The sequence below is a fragment of the Paraburkholderia sp. FW306-02-B genome, assembly GCF_058782725.1.
Genome location: NZ_JBYSXZ010000001.1, coordinates 1,109,869 through 1,131,030 on the forward strand (window position 1 = coordinate 1,109,869; position 21,162 = coordinate 1,131,030).

A 21,162-nucleotide genomic window follows, 5' to 3' on the forward strand; every position below is an offset into this window, starting at 1 on the left:
GATTACCTTTGACGACGGTCCATGCTACGAGATGATTTGTCGGTCATGGAGCATCAACGGTTGATTAATCGTGCCGGTGATCCATGGTACGAGGGTTCAACTTAAGAATGTTACGGTGATCCCTTCAAAATGACGATCGACGAATTGCGCGCGCATTTCACGCATTTCATTGGAACCTACGTCGCGGACCCGTCCGCAAAGGCGCAGTTGTTAGCCCTAGTTGCGCGGGACGATGTCCCCGCAAAGGGTATCTTGGCGGAGCTAACGCCTTATCTTTCCGGGAGAGTCAGCAATGACGACGCGAAGGTGATTACAGACATTACGTTCAACCTTTGCTGACGAGCGGATTAAGGACGGTTTGTTGCCACAAACAGCGTCAAATCGGGCGTTCCTGGAAGTGACTTCACGCCGAACTCGGATATTACTGCACCATACGCGCGACCATCGAGTGCCGGGCCAAACGCCGCGCAGCGAGCTTCATCGCTTTAGGGTGGTACGAAGTTGAACCCGGCTCTCAGCCGGATTTGTTCTTTATGGCGTTGGAGATCGTCGCGATGTTGTCGTTCGATTTGTGCCATTCGTCGCTGGTCGAGCACTCAGATCGGGAGGGCTAAAAGAGTCTTTGCGCGACATTCCTTCGGGCGTCTTCGTTGCCATGCATTTCCCTGATTCCGGCGATCACGCGTTGCAGCCACTCGTTGGCGATTGTGCGATGTGCGTCACGTTGTCGGTCGGCCATCCTGAGCGACGCCACGCTGGAGGTCGCCATCGTCGACCAATGGTTCAAAGGCTCGCTCGGCGATTGCGATGCACGCGGTACAGTGCGGCGCCGGTCATAACCTCCGGATGATCCTCAAGAAACTGCGGCTTCTTTGCGTCTTCGTTCTCGCTGCTTTGTTCAACCGAGGCCTTGCCGCCGACATGATGGCGTGACGCCGGCGGATCGGGAAACGAATTGCTCCGGGCAGTTTCAATAGGCGGCTCTGCTGGACAAGTCCGCCGGCTATTGTCCCGCTAACGTCCTGCGCTTCCATTACGACCTCTTTTTCGCGAGATGCGATTTTCTTTCGCGCGCGATCTCATCATTGCGAAATCAGTGGAACAATTGAAATTTGTAAAGAAACGCCAAGCCTTAGCGCAGACAATGTTTTTTGCATGCCATCGTTATCAAGCTTGTATTGAAAGCATTTTGAAAAATAGTTGATATATTTTTGACAGGTATATTCCGATATGTAGACCACCGGACAGTAAAGCGATTCGAACCGCTAACCGGAAAAAACAACCACCGCTTCCCCAGTCGCCCTTGTGCCTGTAAAGTCATACAGCGTTTGCGCGCCGCACCCAAAATACAGGCGCAAAAACGCACAGCCACAACGATGTTCCCAAGCAGTCTGCAAACCCGGTTTTGTAAAACAAGGTGCGAAAGGGGATTCAAATGTCAGTCGGCAATTCGGTCGTTGACTCGACCACGAACACCACGAAATTCAAAGTCATCAAGTGGGCGATTATCGGGCTGTGCATTGCCATCGGTGCGCCACTTGCGATCCTGCTGGTCAAAGGGCTCGTCGGCCTGATTCTGGCCGCGGTGATCGGGCTCGCGGCGATCAACTTCGGTCCCGTCCTCGCCATGAAGTTCGCGAACCAGAAGGTCAAGATGTTCGTGAACGAAGCGAAGTCGAACCCGATCGAGACGCTGTACAACGAGTTGGCCGAAAAGCAGGAAGGCGCCGAGCGGTTCAAGAAAAGCATCACCGATTTCCGCACCGAGGTGAAAAACTTCGAGGACAAGACCGCGCAGTTCAAAAAGCAATATCCCGAAGATGTCGCGCGTTTCGAAACCCAGCTCGCGACAATGAAAAAGCTGCTCGCGTTCCGGGAAGGGCGCTATAAGCAGGTGCAGGACGAGCTCAAGCGATTCGCCGACGCTATCGATCGCGCCAAAGCACTGTGGGACATGTCGCAGTCAGCGCAACGCATGAACAAGATCGCCGGCATGCAGTCGAGCGACACTTTCGCTCAAATCAAAACGGACGCCGCGCTCGACTCGGTGATGAACTCCGTCAACAAGGCATTTTCCGAAATGGAAACGTCGTTGATGGAAAGTGCCGAAGTGCAGCAGGCCAAAGCCGCGACAGAGATGGGCACAGTCAATCCACCTCCCCAGCAACTCGGCTCGCCCACGGCATCCAAATAATCTGGCGTGACCCTTCGATAACTCAACTCGATCAAAAATGAAGAAAATTCTGGGTTCGGTTCTTTTTCTGGTCTTGCTGGCTGCCGGTTGGTATATCCACGAAGGCGGCCTTAAAAATACCTTTAACGCTGGGCAGAGCGCTGACAAAGACACCGTGGCGGCGAACGGAGTGGACATCGGTTCGAACAAATCCGATGCGGCAAAAACGCCGGCCCCGAGCAATCCGGATGGTTTCGTGCCGAATAAGGACACGCTGAAGTCCATTTTGAGCAACGGCGTCGTGCGGGTCAGCGTCGAAAATCCGTCGCGGCCGTTTTACTCTGAAGACAATGGCAAGCCGCAAGGCTTCAATGTCGACTTCGCCAATCTGCTGTTTGCGCAGAAAGAGTTCACCTCCAGCGACCATCCCACTGTCACGGTCGACACGCATCACGGCGTGGATACGTATCCGGCGGTCCCTGATCAGCTGACCAAAACCGACAAGCAAGGCAACGCGGTCGTCGACGTTGCAATGGACGGACTCACCTTTCCCGACAACACCCCAGGCGGCGTCGTCTATTCGATTCCGTATGTGGACGACTTCGGCTATTCGTTGATCGTCGCAAAGGGTTCGCCGGTTCGCTCAGCGGCCGATCTGTCGGGCAAAACGGTCGGTATCCTGCAAGGCGATCCGGATGTGAAAGCGTTTGCCCAGAAAGCGTTCCCGGATAGCAAAATCGTCGAACTGTCGGATGCGAGTATCGAGGGGCAGCGGTCCTGGATGGCGCACTTCCTGGACGGGCATCAGGTCGACGCAATCGTCTACGACTATCCGTTCGGCGTGTCGGAGATCAAGGACACCGACCTGACGTTCGCCGTCACGAAGCTGGACGGCTCCAACCTGTCGTACAAAATCGGCGTACGCAAGGAAGACAGCGCGCTCCTGATCTACCTGAACTCGGCGATCGCGAAGGTCAAGCAATCCCCCGCGTACCTCGATCTGCTGCGCAAATACTTCATCAGCAATCAGGTGCTCACCACGGCCGCGACCAGCGGCGAGAAGACGTACGTGGTCCGCTCGGGCGACACGCTGAACGCGATCGCCGCGAGTCAGTTGGGAAGCGGCACGCGATATGTGGAAGTACAGAGGCGCAATAACCTGCCGAACCCCAACCTCATTCTGATCGGGCAGCATCTGATCATTCCGGTGCGCTGAAGCGGCAGCCGCCCCGCGTGAGGTATGCGTGACAGGCACGACCGCGTTGTACGGCGGTCGTGCCGGCGTGTCTGTTATGCATTAGCGTCGTCGAGTTCGGTGTTTGGCGTCGCTAGCGGGATCCGGGTCCGCACCGGCACATCGTCCTCCTCGCGCCTTGATCGCCGCGCCATCACCCGTCCCACCGGCGCCTCTGAAAAACCGCCTGCGCCGCAAACGACGCTCGACATGGCGATCGAATGCATAGCTCAGGGACGCTGATTATTTTTTGGATCCCGACTCGGAGCACGTCCACCTGTTGCTCACGCGATACAACGCACGCAAAAGAACGCCAATGTGCGTTCGCAGCATGCGCCTCATTGAAGGCCGCATCGCGTGTCTCTACCCGATTCGCCGAGACCTCCCGCCGATCCTCTGTACAATTGCCCGATCGAAAACCGGCGTGAGCCCGTTCGCGGACCTCTTCAAGCGGCATCATGGCAAGCCCGGTTCTGCACACCTGGGACGCGTATCCGCACCGCCACGCCGCGTGCGGCGCGTACTTTAAACATCGACCCCATCGACTGAATTCATGGCCATTACCTACAAGACTCCCGACGACATCGCCAAGCTGCGCATCTCCGGCCGGCTCGCGGCCGACGTGCTAGCGATGATCGGCGAGCACGTCAAGGCCGGTGTCTCCACCGACGAGCTCGACGCGCTGTGCAACGACTACATTGTCAACACGCAAAAGTCGATTCCGGCGAACGTCGGCTACCTGGGCTTTCCGAAGACGGTCTGCACCTCGGTCAACCAGGTGGTGTGCCACGGCATACCCAATCGCAGCGAAATCCTGAAGGACGGCGACATCATCAATATCGACGTCGCGATCATCAAGGACGGCTACTTCGGCGACACCAGCCGTATGTACTGCGTCGGCCAGCCGAGCACGGTGGCGCGCCAACTGATCGACACGACCTACGAAGCAATGCTGGCGGGCATCCGCGAGGTGAAGCCGGGCGCGACGCTCGGCGATGTCGGTTACGCGATCCAGAAGACCGCGCAGCGCGACGGCTTCTCGATCGTGCGCGATTACTGCGGGCACGGTATCGGCAAGGTGTACCACGAAGACCCGCAAGTGCTGCACTACGGCCAGCCGGGGCAGGGCGTGCGTCTGAAGCCCGGCATGGTCTTCACGATCGAGCCGATGATCAACGCGGGCCGCGCCGGCACCGCGGTGCAGCGCGACGGCTGGACCGTGGTCACCAAAGATCGTTCGCTGTCGGCCCAATGGGAGCATATGGTTGCCGTGACCGAAGACGGCTACGAGCTGCTCACGCCGTGGCCTGACGGCACCGGTGACTACGAGGCACCCTGAGCGCGTCGCCCAGGCGCAGCGCCCGAACCAGCAGGGCAGGCGGCGGCCGGGCGACATGCCGCGCAGATTGCGCGCGGCTCCTGTGCCTTGGCCCCGCGCCGCCGTCACCTCCTGCAAATAAGGATTTGACTCGCGCGCCGGTTCGGTTAAAGCTACGCGTTAGGATTTCAAGGGGTTTTCGTCTGCATGAGTCCGTCATTGACCGTTCGCCGTATCGCCGCTGATCAGGGCGCTGTTTTTCGCGAACTCCGTACTGCGTCGCTGCGGGAGGCGCCCTATGCCTTCGGCGAAACGCTAGAGGACGCTTTGTCGGCGGATGCCGCGAGTTTCGACGCCACCGCCGCCGCACACGCCGTTTCCTTCACCGTCACCAGCTTCATCCTCTACACCGAGGGCCATCCGGCCGGATTGATCGAGGCACATTTCGACGATACGGCGGCGCCCCGTGCGTTCGTCGGCGAGTTGTGGGTGGCCCCGGCCGTGCGTCATCTGCGGGGCGGCGAGCTGCTGGTCGACACGGCCAGTGCCTGGCTCGCGAACGAAGGCGCGATGGAAATCTACGCATGGGTCGCCGACGCCAACCGCAATGCCATGCGCTTTTACGAGGCGCTTGGCTTCGGCCCGACCGGCGAGCATCGCCGCGTCGCGCGTGCGCCCGAGCAGGCGGAAAGCCTGCTGGTGCGCCACGTGCCGAGCACGTCGCAGGTGTTTCAGCAGTGATCTCGCGAGCGGCGCAGCAGCCTGCCGCTCGATTCCCATCCGCGTCGCTACAGCGTTCGTGGCCAATTGCCCGGCTAAAGCGCGGCCGCGGCCGCGCGTTCTATCGGCAAAAAAGCTCGCCGCCCGCGTGGACGCCTGTAAAATACGCAAAATTTTTTGCCGAACGCTATGTCGCCCAAGAAATCGCCCTTTTTCGAACTCCGCAGCGGCTCTGTCGACACGCTCCTGTTCGTGGTCAAGACAACCGACCTCGAAGCCATGCGTGCTGAACTGACCCGGCGCTTCGAGGCGACCCCGGAATTTTTCGCTAACGACGTCGTCGCGATCGACGTGCGCCGCCTCGCCGAGAGCGAACGCGTGCCGCTCGCCGAGATCGCACAGTTGCTCGAGAGCGTGCGCATGCGCCCGGTGGGCGTGGTCGCCAACGTGCAGCAGGCGTGGGCGGCCGAGTCGGCGTTGCCGTTGCTCGAAGCGCGCGATCGCCGCGGCGCCGCCGCAAAATCCGCTGACGAAGAGGCCGCGAACGCGGCCGCTGCGGCGCCGGTAGCGACCGCCGCGACGGCCACGCCACCGGCCGATCTCTTCGCTGGCGCCGACATGCCTGAAGCAGGCACCCCGGCCACGGCTGCCGCAGTCGAACCCGCACCCGCCGCCGAGCCCGTACGCCTCGCCACCTCGTCGCAAACGATGGTGGTCGACAAACCGTTGCGCTCCGGCCAGCGCATCTACGCAAAGGGCGATCTGGTCGTGCTCGGTCTGGTGAGCTACGGCGCGGAAGTCATCGCGGAAGGCAACATCCATATTTACGCGCCGCTGCGCGGCCGGGCTTTGGCCGGCGTGCAGGGCAATCACGACGCGCGCATTTTCTGTACGTGTCTCGAGCCGGAACTGATCTCGATCGCGGGCATCTATCGAACGACCGAGAACCCGCTGCCTGCCGACGTGCTCGGCAAGCCGGTGCAGATCTGGCTCGATGAAGAAAAACTGATGATCGAACCGTTGCGGCTCACCTGATTTGTGTGAAGCGCGCGCTGCCCTGAACGTACCCGGCATGCGCCGTTTCACAGCAAATATGGCCGCACATAATTGATGAATTTGACGAACACAAGGTAAGGGTAATGGCAAAAATCATTGTGGTGACTTCGGGCAAGGGTGGCGTGGGCAAGACGACCACGAGCGCGAGTTTTGCATCGGCCCTCGCGTTGCGCGGCAGCAAAACCGCTGTGATCGACTTCGACGTCGGCCTGCGTAATCTCGACCTCATCATGGGCTGCGAGCGCCGTGTGGTGTACGACCTGATCAACGTGATCCAGGGCGAAGCCAACCTGAATCAGGCGCTGATCAAGGACAAGAAATGCGAGAACCTGTTCATCCTGCCGGCCTCGCAAACGCGTGACAAAGACGCGCTGACCATGGAAGGCGTCGAGAAGGTCATCAACGATCTGATCGCGATGGACTTCGAATACATCGTCTGCGATTCGCCTGCGGGTATCGAATCGGGCGCGCTGCTGGCCATGCATTTCGCCGATGAAGCACTGATCGTGACGAACCCGGAAGTGTCGTCCGTGCGTGACTCGGACCGTATCCTCGGCATTCTGTCGTCGAAGACCAAGCGCGCGATCGAAAGTAAGGAGCCGATCAAGGAACACCTGCTGATCACGCGCTACAACCCGAAGCGCGTCAGCGAAGGCGAAATGCTGTCGCTCACTGACATCCAGGAAATCCTGCGCATCGACCTGATCGGCGTGATTCCGGAATCGGAAGCGGTGCTGCACGCGTCGAACCAGGGCCTGCCTGCTGTGCACATGGACGGCACGGATGTGGCTGAAGCCTATAAGGATGTCGTGTCGCGTTTCCTCGGCGAGCAGAAGTCGCTTCGCTTTACCGATTACCAGAAGCCAGGCCTGTTGCAGCGCCTCTTCGGCACCAAGTAAGGGGAGCGCACGTAATGTCGATTCTTTCGTTTTTGCTGGGCGAGAAGAAGAAGTCCGCGTCGGTAGCGAAGGAACGCCTGCAGTTGATCATCGCGCATGAGCGCGCCGGCGGCCACGCGCCTGCCGATTACCTGCCGGCGTTGCAACGCGAACTGGTGGCCGTGATTTCGAAGTACGTGAAGATCTCCCATGACGATATTCGCGTGAGTCTCGAGCGCCAGGACGATCTCGAAGTGCTCGAGGTCAAGATCGAAATACCGCAGGCCTGATTGTCCAGGGCTTGCTGCTCATGATGTGCCGCGCGCTTCGCCTCGTTTCGTCGATGTAACGCGATGGGGCGGGGCGTGTCAACGCTTTTTTCGCGTGCCGCCGCTTGTGTCGCAACCCGCGTCGCCACGCCGCCGCCGAAATTATCCGTTGCGCTTCAGGGCCGCCCGTTACACGCGGGCAGTCAGCCTGTTCATGCCCTCGCGCATTAAACGGATAACGCCGCATTCGGTGTCTATCCACAGAGGGAAAACATGAACGGGACCGTTCGCTTGCTGCTCCCTCAGGCCGTATTGATTGCCGCCGGTGCATCTGCGCGCGCCGGCGGTTGTCGTCTACTGACGTGCGGCGGCGGTGCCGTCTTCAGCGGGAGTGTCGCCGTTGACCGTTTCTACCACGGCAGGCTCGGGCGCTTCGACTTCGGGCACTTCCGGCACCGTCGCGGGCGCCGGTTGCGGCAGCGGCGCCATGTAGCGCTGGGCCAGCGCGTCATACAGCGGCGGCGCGAAGAAACGCGCCACGCGGCTCGCGATCAGCGCCGTGGCCATCAGCGAAATCACCAGAGCATGACCATCGATCATCTCCATCACAATCACGAACGACGTAATCGGCGACTGCGTGACGGCGGCCAGATAGCCGACCATCGCGAGGGCGATCAGCATCGGCAACTGCATCGAACCGAACACCATGTGCAGCAGATTGCCGAAGCCCGCGCCGATCGACAGCGACGGCGCGAAGATGCCACCGGGAATGCCCGGCAGATACGAGCCGACCATCGAGACCATCTTGAGGAACGGGTAGAACACCGACAAGTGTTCGTGCCCGTCGAGCAGGCCGCGCGCTTCCGCATAGCCGCTGCCGAAGGTCGTGCCGCCCGAGATCAGACCGACCGCCGCGATCGCGAAACCGCACAGCGCGGCGAACGCAATCGGCCGTTCGCCGTGCAACCGGCGCAGTTGTGCCGGAATCCAGCGCGCGGTGTTCAGCAGCAGCCAGCCGAACACGCCGCCCGCGATGCCGGTGACGATCGCCGTAAGCAGGACGGCCACCGCCAGCAGATCGGGGAAGTGCGCGCCGATCTGGATCGTGCCGAAATAGGTGTAGTTGCCGTTCAACCCGAGCGCGATCACGCCGGCGATGATGATCGCGGTAATCAGCACGCCGCTCGCGCGCGCCTCGAAGCTGCGCGTCAATTCCTCGATGGCGAATACGATTCCCGCCAACGGCGTATTGAAGGCCGCGGACAGGCCCGCTGCCGCGCCCGCCAGCACCAGTTGCCGTTCGATCAGCGCGTTCGAACGCGGATAAAGCCGGCGCAGATTGAACATCAACGCCGCGCCGACTTGCACGGTCGGTCCTTCGCGGCCGATCGTAAAGCCGCCGAGAATCGCCAGAAACGACACGGCGATCTTGCCGAACAGTATGCGGAACGACAGCAGCCGCGCGCCGGATTCGCCGGGTTTCGAATGCAAGGTGGCGATGACTTGTGGAATGCCGCTGCCTTCGGCGCCGCGGAAGAACGTGCGCGTGAGCCATACGGCCAGCGCGGCGACCGCGGGCGTGACGATCAGCGGCGCCCACACGTGCTGTTGCTGCATCGCGCGGAATTCGCCGTAGCCCCAATCGATGAGCCTTGCATACAGAACCGCGATCAGGCCGACCGCCACCGCACCAAGCCAGAACACACCGTACTGCCGCCACAGGCGTCTTGCGCGACGCACGATGCTGCTGGAGAGAGGAGGAAGTGCCCGCGACATTGGGGTGTGCTTGAGCAAAGGGTAAATTATAGCGGCCGCTGTGTCTGCGCGAGACTGTGAAGGTATTTTGAAATATAGTAAAACTTGATTTGTAAGGCATGTCATGTAACGCGTTGTATTAAGAACCGCATTGCGCGCTGCGCCCTTCAATCGTGATTACCCCAATCGTCGGCTAAAATAGTTTGACGTTTGAACAACTAACAGGTCCTCAATGAAGCGAGTCCTTATCGTCAAGGTCACATCACTCGGCGATATCGTGCAGGCGCTGCCGGTTGTCGCCGACATTAAACGCGCGTATCCCGGCGTTCAAGTGGACTGGGCGGCTGACGAAGCATTTGCCGAAGTGGTGCAATGGAGCGCGGGCGTGGATCGCGTGCTGTGCGCGCCGCTGCGCCGTTTCAAGAAAGCGCGCCGCTGGGCCGATTTCAAGTCGATCGCCGCGTCGATCGCCGAATTGCGCGCATATCACTACGACTTCATCGTCGACATTCACGGTGTCTACAAGAGCGCGATCATCGCCTTTCTGGCGCGCTCGTCGCAGCGTATCGGCTATCGGTCCCAGGATCTCGGCGAGCGCGGCGCCGCGTTTGCCTATACCGGCCGCTTCGGCCCGCGTCCGCAGTGCAATGCGTGGCACGGTATGCGTATCAGCACGGGGCAAGCGCTCGGCTACGAGGTCGAGGGGCCGGCCATCTACAATCTGCGCCTGCCGGCGCCATCCGTAGCGCCGTTCGCGCCGGGTAGCGCGCCGGTCGCCGCGCTGTTTCATGCCACCTCCAAAGACGACAAGAAGTGGCCGATCCCGCATTGGGTGGCAATTGGCGGCGAGCTGGCTGAACGCGGTTTTCAGGTGGTGCTGCCATGGGGCTCGGAGGGCGAGCGAGCCGAGGCGGAGAAAATTGCCGCGCAGGTGCCGCGCGCAACCGTCCTGCCGAAGATGAGCGTGACCGGAATCGCGCAGATGATCGAGGCGTGCGCGCTGGTGGTCGGCACCGATACCGGCTTCGTCCACCTCGCGCATGCGTTGCAGAAGCGCACCGTGATGATCTTCGTCGCGACGTCGCCGTCGCATTGCGGCGTCGAAGCGCCGTTCCGTTCGATCTCCATCGGTGACGGCCGTTCGGTGCCGTCGATCGGCGCGGCGCTGGACGCGGTCGACTACGTGTGCACCGACCCGAACGCCGTCGAAACAGTGCGCGGCTCGGCCGCAGCCTGAGCGTTTCTCGCGTTTTCACGCAAACCGTTTGAGCAAAAGAAAAGAGGCGCGACGCGCACTCGCTCAATCAAACGAGCGCTGCCACGGAACGCCTCCGAAAAACGCCCGCGTCGGGGAACTGCGGGCGAAGAGGAATCAATGCAATGAACAAACCCGGTAAAGCACTGAGCGGTCACGTCGAGTAGCCGAGCTCAGTTCTGGAAAGACCGCCATGCGGTTGTCGAGTTCAATGGTTCATTCTGCTCGGCAAATGGCGCGAGCGTTCGCCCGTTCCTGTGCCGCTTACCCGCAGCCGGTCGCCCGCAGCCGGTCCCGCTGTGTCCGAGTCGGCGTTGCGCATTACACGCCTGTTAAATCTGTCGCTTTTCGTTCAGCACCTAATTGGCCACGTGTGCTGTTTTCCAGGTCGCCGTGGCTCCAGGCCTGGTACGCTGGCGCGGCTAATTCATGCACTTCATACGCGCTTTATCCGGACACCCGCCGCCGGCAGGGCCTGCGCCGGATGCGGGTGCTCAACGCAGTATAGGCGGTGTGTTCTTCTGATGTGAACTCGTCGCGGCCACGCTCGACAACTTGCCGATTACAGCGCGCAATCGTGTAACACGTTGGTGATCTTCCCTTACATATCGCAACGCTCGTGAGAGGCGGCGTCGTGTTCAATCGAGTCATTCGGGGTTTGGCTCGAATGACTCTGACACGAAAGGGAGAACAACGTGAAACGCTTAATCCTGACCTTGATTGCAGGCTCGCTGCTGGCAACGGCGCTTGGCGGCTGCATCGTCGCCCCGGCGCCGGGTTATTACTATGGCGGTGGCGGCTACTACCATCACGGCGGCTACTATTATCGGTAGCGGCTCGCCGCGCATGCACAGCGCTGAGCCACGCGACCGCCATTGGCCTGCATAGGATGGACATGGGGCCTGGCAGTCGCAACCGTGGCGCGGGCCGCCTCGCGAGGCGGCGCCGCAGCGCTCAGGCTAGCAGCATTTCGAAAGCGATCACGGCCGTGATCGCCGCCGCGTTCGCGGCCAGCGCTTCCACGACGAGGCCTTTCCATGTCGCAGGACGAAAGCGCAGCGCCAGCAGCAGCGAACACAGTAACGCGAGCGCAATGATCATCACGACGTCTGCGTTGTGGAGATGAATGTTCATCCAGGCCTCCCTGCTTGCCAAAGGGTTATTCGACTCGAGTATAGGCAAGTCAAAAAGACGCGCAAGACAGGGATTGACTCAGGACGCAGCTAGCTTCCTTACATCAAACGTGTATCGCGCGTCTCGCGCATGCACAGCACGCCGATCATGCTGACGGCCGCGGCGATCGACACATACGCGCCTACCCAGCTCAGTCCGCCGTGCGCGGCCAGCACTTGCGCGATATACGGCGCCACCGACGCGCCGAGAATCCCGCCGAGGTTATACGACACGCCTGCACCGGTGTAGCGCACGTTGGTCGGGAACAGTTCCGGCAGCAACGCGCCCATCGGCGCGAAGGTCACGCCCATCAGGAACAGTTCGATCACGAGGAACAACAGCACCAGCGGCGTTTGACCGCTGCCGAGCAGCGGCGCCATCGTGAAGCCCGACAGGATCGCTGCGATGATGCCGACGATCAGCACCGGCTTGCGGCCATAGCGGTCGCTGGCCCATGCCGACAGCGGTGTGGCGAGCGCCATGAACACCACCGCGATGCACAGCATGCCGAGGAAGGTCGGCCGCGGAATGTGCAGCACCGACACGCCGTACGACAGCGAGAAGGTCGTTGCGTTGTAGAACAGCGTGTAGCAAACCACCATCGCCAGTGCGCCGAGCAGCGTCGGCAGCCAGTGCTGCGAGAGCAGCGTCGCGATCGGCACCTTCACGCGTTCCTCGCGTTCGATGGCCGCCTGGAAGGCCGGCGTCTCGGCGATCTTCAGACGCACATACAGGCCGAGCGCGACCAGCACCGCGCTGACGAGGAACGGCACGCGCCAGCCCCAGCTGCGGAATTGCTCGTCGGAGAGCGACAGCGCGAGGCCGAAGAACAAACCGTTGGACGCCAGAAAACCGATCGACGGCCCAAGTTGCGGGAACATCCCGAACCAGCCGCGCTTGCCGGCCGGCGCGTTTTCGGTGGCGAGCAGCGCGGCGCCGCCCCATTCGCCGCCGAGGCCGATACCCTGACCGAAACGCAAAATGCACAGCAGGATCGGTGCGAGGCTGCCGATCGAGTCGTAGCCCGGCACCAGGCCGATCAGCGTGGTGGATACGCCCATCACGAGCAGCGAAGCGACCAGCGTCGATTTACGGCCGATCCGGTCGCCGAAATGGCCGAACAGGAACGAGCCGATCGGCCGTGCGATGAACGCGATGCCGAACGTGACGAAGGCCGACAAGGCCTGAGCGGTCGCCGAACCGTGCGGGAAAAACACCGGTCCGATCACGAGCGCCGCAGCGGTCGCATAGACGTAGAAATCGTAGAACTCGATCGCGGTGCCGATAAAGCTCGCGAAGATGATCCGCGCACTGCTGTTCTGCCCGGCCGCATTGGACTGGGCCGCGGAAATCGGCGAAATGGACATGCAGGGTCTCCATGTGTCGTGACGCCGCCGGTCACCGGCCCTCGTTGGGGGGCGCAAGTTCAGGCAGCATCTTTGTTTAAGTTCGTGTGTCTCGGCGCGTCTCGCTGGCTTGTAAAGGCGCGGCCAGGCGCGGCGCGAGCGACGATGCGCGGCAGCTTACAACGGCAGCCGGCAGCGAACCTGCGCGAAAGCGGCAATGCCAGGGAATAACCGGGTGTGTTGCAGGCATCGAACCGGCATCAAGCGGGCGGCGCGCGAAGCGCTAGGCGGCCGGTTCAGCGCCATGCGCTAACCATCGAGCATTAAGCAATGCATCGAGCAGACGGCGCGCGCGGATGACGCGGCGGCGCTGCTATCGGGCTCTCGCCGCGCCGGCGGGTGAGCGGGCGGCGACAGCCGTGCCGGAAGGCTCCGGCGGGAGGAGTCGGAAAATTATAGCGAGCGTAGCCGCGGCGCAGCAAGGCGGGCTAGGGCTTGCCGCGCGGTTCGCTGTTCCGAACCCACGTTCAGTCGATGGTCTGCGCTTGCGGCGAAGCGAATGTCCGCAGCTGGAATTTGCCGTCGTCGTTGAAGAGCCAGTCTTCGAACAGTTCGATCTGGCCGCGGCTGTTCAGCAATTTGCCGGGTGGCTGCGGTAGCGGCGCGGCACGGCGCAATGTGGCCAGCGCGGTGCTCTCGGCTTCGTCGTCGCCATTGGTGCGATACACCGCCGATTGGACCACCTGACCGTTGCCGTCGACCGTGAACGAGACCACTACCAGCGAGCGCAGCATCGCTTGCGGCGGGCCGCGCAGCACATAGGACGGATTGCGCTCGATGATGCGTTGGGCGACGGCGCTGCGGTACTGATCGAGCGTCGCGCTGTTGATGGCGACCACCGGCGTCTCGACGATCGACCGTTGCGGCAGCGTGATGGTGCAGCCGGTCACGGCGAGCGCGAAAACCGAAACCGTCGCCAACGCCACGCTGCTGCGCAGGTGCGATAGACATGCGCAGACGCGCGAAGCGAAGCGTCCAGTCAAGCGGCGAAGGTGACGCGTGCGGCTGAGCATCGTCGTGGAAGCATTGAAGCCAGATCTAACTTGATGGTAGTCAAAAAGCGCAAGGATGCAATTGGCGTTCGCCCTGCGAGAGAGTTGATCGCGCGCTTTGTAATGGCTTGAAATAAGGCCCGATTCCTCTGCGGCCGAAACACGCCTACACTCTGATGGCCTCTTTTGAGAGGCATCGGTGGAAGTCTTTCATTTAGCCCGCTTCGTGTGGGCTTTTCTTTTTGGTGCGCCTCGCGCTTCCATAGCCTGAAAACAAAAAAGGCGAACCCGCCGATGGGTTCGCCTTTTGAGTATCGCTCGACGAGTCGCGTTACTTCAACGCGTCACGCGCAGCTTTGACGGCGGCAAGCACCTGTTCGGGCGCCGTGCCGCCCGCATGATTGCGGCTCGCCACCGACCCTTCGAGCGTCAGATACGAAAACACGTCTTCGCCGATCAGATGCGCGACATTCGGCAGCTCGGTGCGCATTTCTTCGAGCGTCAGGTCGGCCAGATCGCAGCCGCGATCGACGCACACCCGCACCGCCAGCGCGACCGCTTCGTGCGCGTCACGGAACGGCAGGCCGCGCTTGACCAGGTAGTCGGCGAGATCGGTTGCGGTGGAGAAGCCTTGCAGCGCGGCGTCGCGCATGGCTTGCGGCTTCACCGTGATGCCGGCGACCATTTCAGCGAAGATGCGCAGCGTATCGGCCACCGTATCGACGGTGTCGAACAGCGGCTCCTTGTCTTCCTGGTTGTCCTTGTTGTACGCGAGCGGCTGGCCTTTCATCAACGTCAGCAACGCCATCAGATGACCGTTCACGCGGCCCGTCTTGCCACGCGCCAGTTCGGGCACGTCCGGGTTCTTCTTCTGCGGCATGATCGACGAACCGGTGCAGAAACGGTCGGCCAGATCGATGAAGCCCACGCGCGGGCTCATCCACAGCACCAGTTCTTCCGAGAAGCGCGACACGTGCGTCATCACCAATGCCGATGCCGCCGTGAATTCGATCGCGAAGTCGCGATCGGACACCGCATCGAGCGAGTTCGCGCAGATGCCGTCGAAGCCCAGCGTCTTCGCCACCGCGTGACGGTCGATCGGGTAACTGGTGCCCGCCAAGGCGGCCGCGCCCAGCGGCAGACGATTCACGCGCTTGCGGCAATCGAACATCCGCTCGGCATCGCGCGAGAACATTTCGACGTAGGCCAGCAGGTGATGGCCGAACGTGACCGGTTGCGCGACTTGCAAGTGCGTGAAGCCGGGCATGATGGTCGACGCATTCTTCTCAGCCATGTCGAGCAGGGCGGTGCGCAGATCCTTCAGCAGACCGCCGATCCGGTCGATCTCGCCGCGCAGCCACAAACGAATATCCGTCGCCACCTGGTCGTTGCGCGAGCGGCCGGTATGCAGGCGCTTGCCGGCGTCGCCGATCAGCGCGGTCAGGCGCGCTTCGATGTTCAGGTGGACGTCTTCCAGATCGAGTTGCCATTCGAACTCGCCGCGCTCGATCTCACCCTTGATCTGCGCCATGCCGTGTTGGATCGCGGCGAAGTCGTCGGTGGCGATGATCTTCTGCGCGGCCAGCATCGAGGCGTGCGCGAGCGACCCTTCGATATCGACGAGCGCCAGACGCTTGTCGAAGAAAACCGACGACGTATAGCGCTTGACGAGTTCCGACATCGGCTCCGAGAAGCGAGCCGACCAGGCTTCGCCTTTTTTGTGCAGTTGGGACGTCATGGTGTTTGGCAGTTGAGCGGTGAGGAGGCTGACGGCGTTTGCGTACGGTACATACGTGCAGTGCAGTGCGCGGGCGCCGCCGAAGCGAAGAAAGACAGGGATTTTAACACTGGGGCGGTGGTGCCCAATGGCGGCGCTGCGCGGCGCTTATTCGCGCACCAGCACGACCAGCTTCAGATCCTCGCGATGGGCGGGTTTGAAGGTGATCTGGTCGAACACGATGCGGCCGTCGCGCGGATGGTTGAATTCGCGCCGCCCGCCCTCGCGGCCGCCCACATCTTGCGACGCCCAGAAGCGCGCAAACGCATCGCTGGCGGCGGCCAGCGAATCGATCAGCGCGCGCGTGGGCGCATCGTTCAGGTGGCGGATCGAATCGGCGCGGAATTCGGCGGCGAGGCGCCGCGCGCGCGTTTCCCAGTCGAAGATCAACTCGCGCGCGGCCGGCTCGGTGAAGGTGTAGCGCAGCAGATTGCGGTCGTGCGCGCCGTCCAGCCAGCCGACGAACAGGTCGGCGGCGCGTTCGTTCCAGGCCAGCGCATTCCACTGGCGGTCGAGCACATAGGCCGGTGCGTCGACCAGTTGCACGGTTTGCAGCAGCGTGGCGGGCGCGTCGGCGGCGGCCGGGTCGGGCTCGGCCGGGTCGCGCTGGGCGGCCAGTTCGAACAGATACGCCCGCTCGGCACGCGACAGTTGCAGCGCCACCGCGATCCGCGCCAGCGCGTCGGCTGATGCGGACACCGGCCGCCCCTGTTCGATCCACGTGTACCAGGTCGGGCTGACGCCGCATAGCTGTGCGACTTCCTCGCGCCGCAAGCCCGGCGTGCGGCGGCGCGGGCCCGGCGGCAAGCCGACCGCTTGCGGCGAGAGCCGCTCGCGGTGCGCACGGATGAAGTCGCCGAGCGCGCGGGCGGGCGTCGCGTCGAGCGGCGGTGGGTTGTCAACTGAGGGCGGCGTGGTCATTCTGTGATGAAGCGGCGCGTGGAAGGGGTGTTATTGATACCAGAATAATTGCTTAACTTGTACTGGTACACGACGGGCTCTATTGTAACGGCTGGAACGGCAGACGGCGTTCCAGTCCAACCCTACATACATAACCGGAGCCTTCCATGAAGCATCACGATCAGGTCGCCGACGCCTTCGGCTCGACCGCCGCCGCGTATTTGACGAGTCCGACGCATGCCACCGGCGCCGATCTGCAGACGCTGGCCGAATCGATCGCGGCGACGCCGGGCGCGACGGTGCTCGACATGGGCTGCGGCGCCGGCCACGCGAGCTTCGCGGTGGCGCCGCATGCCAAAGCAGTGGTCGCGTATGACATCGCACCGCAGATGCTGGCTACCGTGGAAGGCGCCGCCAAGGATCGCGGACTGGCCAACATCCGCACGCAACAGGGCGCCGCCGAAACGCTGCCGTTCGACGACGATTCGTTCGACTGGGTGATCAGCCGGATGAGCGCGCATCACTGGCACGATGTGCCGCTCGCGCTGGCCGAAGTGCGGCGCGTACTGAAGCCGGGCGGCAAGGTGCTGTTCATCGACATTGCCGGCGCCGATCATCCGCTGCTCGACACGCATATTCAGGCGGTGGAATTGCTGCGCGACGGCTCGCATATTCGCGACTACCGCGCCGACGAATGGATCGCGCTCTTCGAAGCAGCCGGTTTCAAGGCGTCGATTCGCGAGCGTTGGCGGATTGCGATCGAGTTCAAGTCGTGGGTGGAGCGCATGCGCACGCCGGAGCCGCGTGTAGTGGCCATCCGCTCGTTGTGGAGCAACTCGCCCGATGAAGTGCGGCAGTATTTCGACGTGCGGGAAGACGGCTCGTTCAAGCTCGACACGCTGATGGTCGAGGCGCAATAAGCCACAGTACGTCGCGAAAAAAGAAAACGGCGGAATGCCGAAACCGACATTCCGCCGTAGCGAATCAGACCGACGTAGCGGGGCGCATAACAGAGCGCTCCGCTTACGTCACATGCGTCAGCCCGTGCTCGTCAGCCCGTGCCCGTCAACCCGTATTACGCAGGCCCGCCGCGATCCCGTTGATGCTCAAATGAATCCCGCGCCGCACGCGCGCATTCGTATCGCCCGCGCGGTGACGCTTGAGCAATTCCACCTGCAAGTGATTGAGCGGGTCGAGATACGGGAAGCGGTTCTTGATCGAACGCGCGAGCAGCGGATTCTCCGCGAGCCGCTCGCTCTTGCCGGTGATCTCCGACAACACCTTCGACGTGCGTTCCCATTCCGCGACGATCCGCTCGAACACGTGCTTGCGCAGCTTCTTGTCGGACACCAGCTGCGCGTAGCGCGATGCCACCGCGAGGTCGGTCTTCGCCAGAACCATGTCCATGTTCGACAGCAGGGTCGAGAAGAACGGCCAGGTCTTGTGCATTTTCTTCAGCAGCGCGAGACGGCGCGCGCGTTCTGCGTCGCTCGGCGCGCTGTCCAGATGCGCGGCCACCGCGCTGCCGAAACCGTACCAGCCGGTCAGCAGCAAACGGCATTGGCCCCATGAGAAGCCCCACGGAATCGCGCGCAGATCTTCGATCTTGCGTTGCTTCGGGTCCTGCAATTTGCGTGAAGCCGGACGGCTGCCGATGTTCAGCTCGGCAATCTCCGCGATCGGCGTCGATTCGAAGAAATACTCCTTGAAGCCCGGCGTCTCGTAGACCAGCGCGCGATACGACGCCATCGCCGCATCGGACAACTGCTGCATCGTTTCTTCGAACGCGGGCAGTTGTGCCGGCGCGTTGCCGTGCGGCAGCAGCGATGCTTCGAGCGTCGCCGCGACCACGGTTTCGAGGTTGCGCCGGCCGATTTCCGGATTGCCGAACTTGCTGGCGATCACTTCGCCTTGCTCGGTCAAGCGGATCTGACCGTCGACGGTGCCCGGCGGCTGCGACAGAATCGCCTGATAGGTCGGACCACCGCCCCGGCCGACCGTGCCTCCTCGGCCATGGAACAGGCGCAGCGTCACGCCGCGTTCGTTGAAAAGCGACACCAGCGCGAGCTCGGCGCGGTACAGCTCCCAGTTCGACGTGAGGAAACCGCCGTCCTTGTTACTGTCCGAATAGCCGAGCATCACTTCCTGCTCGTTGCCCTGATGTTCGATCAGCGCGCCGACGCCCGGCAGTGCGATCAGATCGCGCATGATGTGCGCGGCGTCGCGCAAGTCGGGGATCGTCTCGAACAGCGGGATCACCATCAGCGCGGCCTTGGCCGGATCGTTGGCGTCGCCGAGGCGCCCGTGCAGCAGGCCCGTTTCTTTCTGCAGCAACATCACTTCGACGAGATCGCTGACCGTCTCCGTGTGCGAAATGATGTAGTTGCGCACCGCGCGCGCGCCGAACTTCTCGCGTGTGACGCGGGCCTCTTCGAGCACGCCGAGTTCGCTCTTCACGAGATCGGAATACCCGGCGTACGGCAGACGCAAGGGGCGCGGCTGCGACAGTTCGGCAAGCAGCACCTTCAGCTTGTCTTCTTCGGAGAGCGACGCATAGTCGTCTTCGACGCCCGCGCGTTTCAGCAACTCGGCGATCACCACTTCATGGATGTCGGAGCTTTGGCGAAGGTCGATGCTGGCGAGATGGAAGCCGAACACTTCGGCGGCGCGCGCGAGCGGCGACAGGCGCGGTGCCGCGAGCGGCGCGCCATGATGCTCGGCGAGCGAATCGATCAGCACATGCAGGTCGCGCACGAATTCGGCGGCGTCGCCATACGGTTTGGCTCGCACCGGCGCCGCGCCGCGGCCCGCGCTGCGCACCGGCACGCTGCCTTCGCCGAGACGCACGCGCGCGCTTGCCGCGAGCCGCGTGTACATGCCGATCAGCGCGCGGCGATACGGCTCGTCGACGCGATGCGGCGACTGGTCGGGCGAGGCGGCCGCGAGTTCCTTCAGTGCGTCGCTCGCGCCGGCCAGCAGGTTCGATACCGACAGTTCCGCGCCCAGCTTGTGCACCTGCTCCATATAGTGTTCGAAGATCACCGCGGCCTGGCGGGTGATCGCGTGCTCGAGCGTCTCCGCGGTGACGTTCGGATTGCCGTCGCGGTCGCCGCCGATCCAGCTGCCCATCTGGAAGAACGGCGGCAGACGGGCGGCGAGCCCGTGTTCGGTGAGCGCGTCTTCGATGTCGGCGTAGAGCGCCGGGATTTCTTCCAGGAAGGTGGCGCGGTAATACGACAGCGCGTTTTCGATTTCATCGGCGACGGTCAGCCGCGAGTCGCGCAGCATCCGCGTTTGCCACAGCGACGTGACGCGTGCGCGCAGCATCGCTTCGTTGTGCGCGCGCTCGCGCTCGGTGAGCTGCTGATCGCGTTCGGCGAGCAGGCGTGCGACATCGTGCTCCGCGTCGAGAATGCTCTTGCGCTGCACTTCGGTCGGGTGCGCGGTCAACACCGGCACGATCAGCGCCTCGTTGAAGAACTGCTGCAATACCGGCGTCGCGGCGGCGCCTGCCTCGACCAGCCGTTCGAGCGCATGCGCAACCGTGCCTGGCTGCGAGGTCGAGCCGGCGAGCTCATGGATGCGGTGACGACGGTTGCGGTGACGGTCTTCGGCGATATTCGCGAGGTGCGAGAAATAGCTGAAGGCGCGTACCACGCTGACCGTTTGCTCCGGGCTCAGCGAACGCAGCTTCTTGTCGAGCGTCTGCGCCGCGGCGCTGTCGTCTTCGCGGCGAAAGCGCACTGCGGTCTGACGAATCGTCTCCACGACGTCGAACACCGCGTCGCCTTCCTGTTCGCGCAGGACGTCGCCGAGCAGGCGTCCCAGATAGCGGATGTCCTGGAACAGCGGGTGATCCTTGTCTTCACGCGTGCGACCGCCGTTTTTCGGCGCCGGCACGAGCGTATCCTTCGAAACAGCTTGCAGCGTGGGCGCTTTCCCGGCTTGCGGCGTGACCGCTTCGCTTGCGGCGGCTTTGATCTTGATCTTCGTGGATCCGGCCTTGGCCGGTTTCATGGCCTTTGCGGCAGTCGCGGCTTGCGTCGCCTTGCCGGCTTTGACGGGCGTAGAAGCCTTGGAAGCCTTGGTGGTTTTGGCGGCATTCGCCGCTTTAGACGCTTTCACCGTGCGTTTGGCCGGTTTGGCCTCTACAGCGGAAGCAGCGGATGCAACGGCGGCGTCGGCCGCTTGAGCGTTGGGCGATGCAGTGTTGCGGCGAGCAGGGCGCGCCGATCCGGAAGACGTCACGATGGGTT

At 62.5% G+C, this 21,162-nt stretch carries 18 protein-coding genes and 1 pseudogene; 12 read left to right on the plus strand and 7 right to left on the minus strand.

Annotation, left to right across the window (positions count from 1 at the left end):
* Positions 1-129 precede the first annotated feature (129 nt).
* The 9 genes and pseudogenes from AC3WOG_RS04840 (at position 130) to minE (ending at position 7,669) form a co-directional block, all read left to right on the plus strand.
* On the plus strand, positions 130-339 hold the full coding sequence (locus AC3WOG_RS04840; protein WP_492576927.1) for a hypothetical protein: 210 nt from the start codon (positions 130-132) through the stop codon (positions 337-339).
* Between the two features lie 440 nt (positions 340-779).
* A pseudogene (locus AC3WOG_RS04845) lies at positions 780-933 on the plus strand (IS5/IS1182 family transposase); the annotation flags it as partial.
* A 502-nt stretch (positions 934-1,435) separates the two neighbouring features.
* Entirely contained in the window at positions 1,436-2,194 is a 759-nt protein-coding gene (locus AC3WOG_RS04850; protein ID WP_492576928.1) for a hypothetical protein, read from the plus strand.
* A 37-nt stretch (positions 2,195-2,231) separates the two neighbouring features.
* Entirely contained in the window at positions 2,232-3,389 is a 1,158-nt protein-coding gene (locus AC3WOG_RS04855; RefSeq protein ID WP_492576929.1) for a transporter substrate-binding and LysM peptidoglycan-binding domain-containing protein, read from the plus strand.
* A 571-nt stretch (positions 3,390-3,960) separates the two neighbouring features.
* A complete protein-coding gene (map, locus tag AC3WOG_RS04860; RefSeq protein WP_492576930.1) occupies positions 3,961-4,746 on the plus strand; it encodes a type I methionyl aminopeptidase in 786 nt (261 codons plus the stop codon).
* Positions 4,747-4,932: 186 nt separating this feature from the next.
* Positions 4,933-5,466 (plus strand): GNAT family N-acetyltransferase, encoded by a 534-nt coding sequence (locus tag AC3WOG_RS04865; protein ID WP_492576931.1) that lies wholly within the window; start codon positions 4,933-4,935, stop codon positions 5,464-5,466.
* Positions 5,467-5,634: 168 nt separating this feature from the next.
* Entirely contained in the window at positions 5,635-6,480 is an 846-nt protein-coding gene (minC, locus tag AC3WOG_RS04870; RefSeq protein WP_492576932.1) for a septum site-determining protein MinC, read from the plus strand.
* A 104-nt stretch (positions 6,481-6,584) separates the two neighbouring features.
* Entirely contained in the window at positions 6,585-7,400 is an 816-nt protein-coding gene (gene minD / locus AC3WOG_RS04875; protein WP_115109699.1) for a septum site-determining protein MinD, read from the plus strand.
* A gap of 14 nt (positions 7,401-7,414) precedes the next feature.
* Positions 7,415-7,669 (plus strand): cell division topological specificity factor MinE, encoded by a 255-nt coding sequence (gene minE / locus AC3WOG_RS04880; protein ID WP_012432104.1) that lies wholly within the window; start codon positions 7,415-7,417, stop codon positions 7,667-7,669.
* A gap of 333 nt (positions 7,670-8,002) precedes the next feature.
* Here minE and AC3WOG_RS04885 read toward each other — a convergent pair whose 3' ends face one another.
* Positions 8,003-9,424, minus strand: coding sequence for a chloride channel protein (locus AC3WOG_RS04885; protein ID WP_492576933.1), 1,422 nt, complete (start codon positions 9,422-9,424; stop codon positions 8,003-8,005).
* 211 nt (positions 9,425-9,635) lie between these two features.
* Here AC3WOG_RS04885 and waaC point away from each other — a divergent pair, with 211 nt between their 5' ends.
* Positions 9,636-10,640 carry a lipopolysaccharide heptosyltransferase I gene (waaC, locus tag AC3WOG_RS04890; protein ID WP_492576934.1) on the plus strand — a complete coding sequence of 335 codons (1,005 nt, stop codon included), beginning with the start codon at positions 9,636-9,638 and terminating at the stop codon, positions 10,638-10,640.
* Between the two features lie 713 nt (positions 10,641-11,353).
* The gene (locus AC3WOG_RS04895) at positions 11,354-11,491 is read left to right on the plus strand and encodes a hypothetical protein (RefSeq protein ID WP_341312898.1); all 138 of its coding nucleotides are present in this window, start codon (positions 11,354-11,356) and stop codon (positions 11,489-11,491) included.
* A 121-nt stretch (positions 11,492-11,612) separates the two neighbouring features.
* Here the strand turns inward: AC3WOG_RS04895 and AC3WOG_RS04900 are convergent, their stop codons facing one another.
* From AC3WOG_RS04900 to AC3WOG_RS04920, 5 genes are all read right to left on the minus strand, one after another.
* Entirely contained in the window at positions 11,613-11,792 is a 180-nt protein-coding gene (locus tag AC3WOG_RS04900; protein ID WP_341312897.1) for a hypothetical protein, read from the minus strand.
* A 98-nt stretch (positions 11,793-11,890) separates the two neighbouring features.
* Positions 11,891-13,198, minus strand: a complete 1,308-nt coding sequence (locus AC3WOG_RS04905; protein WP_492576935.1) for an MFS transporter — start codon at positions 13,196-13,198, stop codon at positions 11,891-11,893.
* A 506-nt stretch (positions 13,199-13,704) separates the two neighbouring features.
* Positions 13,705-14,250 carry an energy transducer TonB family protein gene (locus AC3WOG_RS04910; protein ID WP_492576936.1) on the minus strand — a complete coding sequence of 182 codons (546 nt, stop codon included), beginning with the start codon at positions 14,248-14,250 and terminating at the stop codon, positions 13,705-13,707.
* 310 nt (positions 14,251-14,560) lie between these two features.
* Positions 14,561-15,967, minus strand: coding sequence for an argininosuccinate lyase (gene argH, locus AC3WOG_RS04915; protein ID WP_492576937.1), 1,407 nt, complete (start codon positions 15,965-15,967; stop codon positions 14,561-14,563).
* A 147-nt stretch (positions 15,968-16,114) separates the two neighbouring features.
* The gene (locus AC3WOG_RS04920; protein ID WP_492576938.1) at positions 16,115-16,927 is read right to left on the minus strand and encodes a helix-turn-helix transcriptional regulator; all 813 of its coding nucleotides are present in this window, start codon (positions 16,925-16,927) and stop codon (positions 16,115-16,117) included.
* Positions 16,928-17,073: 146 nt separating this feature from the next.
* On the opposite strand from AC3WOG_RS04920, the gene AC3WOG_RS04925 reads away from it, so the two are divergent.
* A complete protein-coding gene (locus tag AC3WOG_RS04925) occupies positions 17,074-17,826 on the plus strand; it encodes a class I SAM-dependent methyltransferase (protein WP_492576939.1) in 753 nt (250 codons plus the stop codon).
* Between the two features lie 145 nt (positions 17,827-17,971).
* Here AC3WOG_RS04925 and ppc read toward each other — a convergent pair whose 3' ends face one another.
* Complete coding sequence (gene ppc / locus AC3WOG_RS04930; protein ID WP_492576940.1) at positions 17,972-21,154, minus strand: phosphoenolpyruvate carboxylase; 3,183 nt, start codon at positions 21,152-21,154, stop codon at positions 17,972-17,974.
* Between the last annotated feature and the right edge of the window lie 8 nt (positions 21,155-21,162).

Coding starts and splice junctions, on each gene's coding strand:
- argH (WP_492576937.1), bottom strand. CDS start 15,967: ATGACGTCCCAACTGCACAAAAAAGGCGAAGCCTGGTCGGCTCGCTTC.
- AC3WOG_RS04925 (WP_492576939.1), top strand. CDS start 17,074: ATGAAGCATCACGATCAGGTCGCCGACGCCTTCGGCTCGACCGCCGCC.
- AC3WOG_RS04905 (WP_492576935.1), bottom strand. CDS start 13,198: ATGTCCATTTCGCCGATTTCCGCGGCCCAGTCCAATGCGGCCGGGCAG.
- AC3WOG_RS04900 (WP_341312897.1), bottom strand. CDS start 11,792: ATGAACATTCATCTCCACAACGCAGACGTCGTGATGATCATTGCGCTC.
- minD (WP_115109699.1), top strand. CDS start 6,585: ATGGCAAAAATCATTGTGGTGACTTCGGGCAAGGGTGGCGTGGGCAAG.
- AC3WOG_RS04865 (WP_492576931.1), top strand. CDS start 4,933: ATGAGTCCGTCATTGACCGTTCGCCGTATCGCCGCTGATCAGGGCGCT.
- minC (WP_492576932.1), top strand. CDS start 5,635: ATGTCGCCCAAGAAATCGCCCTTTTTCGAACTCCGCAGCGGCTCTGTC.
- waaC (WP_492576934.1), top strand. CDS start 9,636: ATGAAGCGAGTCCTTATCGTCAAGGTCACATCACTCGGCGATATCGTG.
- AC3WOG_RS04885 (WP_492576933.1), bottom strand. CDS start 9,424: ATGTCGCGGGCACTTCCTCCTCTCTCCAGCAGCATCGTGCGTCGCGCA.
- minE (WP_012432104.1), top strand. CDS start 7,415: ATGTCGATTCTTTCGTTTTTGCTGGGCGAGAAGAAGAAGTCCGCGTCG.
- AC3WOG_RS04910 (WP_492576936.1), bottom strand. CDS start 14,250: ATGCTCAGCCGCACGCGTCACCTTCGCCGCTTGACTGGACGCTTCGCT.
- AC3WOG_RS04840 (WP_492576927.1), top strand. CDS start 130: ATGACGATCGACGAATTGCGCGCGCATTTCACGCATTTCATTGGAACC.
- AC3WOG_RS04920 (WP_492576938.1), bottom strand. CDS start 16,927: ATGACCACGCCGCCCTCAGTTGACAACCCACCGCCGCTCGACGCGACG.
- AC3WOG_RS04855 (WP_492576929.1), top strand. CDS start 2,232: ATGAAGAAAATTCTGGGTTCGGTTCTTTTTCTGGTCTTGCTGGCTGCC.
- map (WP_492576930.1), top strand. CDS start 3,961: ATGGCCATTACCTACAAGACTCCCGACGACATCGCCAAGCTGCGCATC.
- AC3WOG_RS04850 (WP_492576928.1), top strand. CDS start 1,436: ATGTCAGTCGGCAATTCGGTCGTTGACTCGACCACGAACACCACGAAA.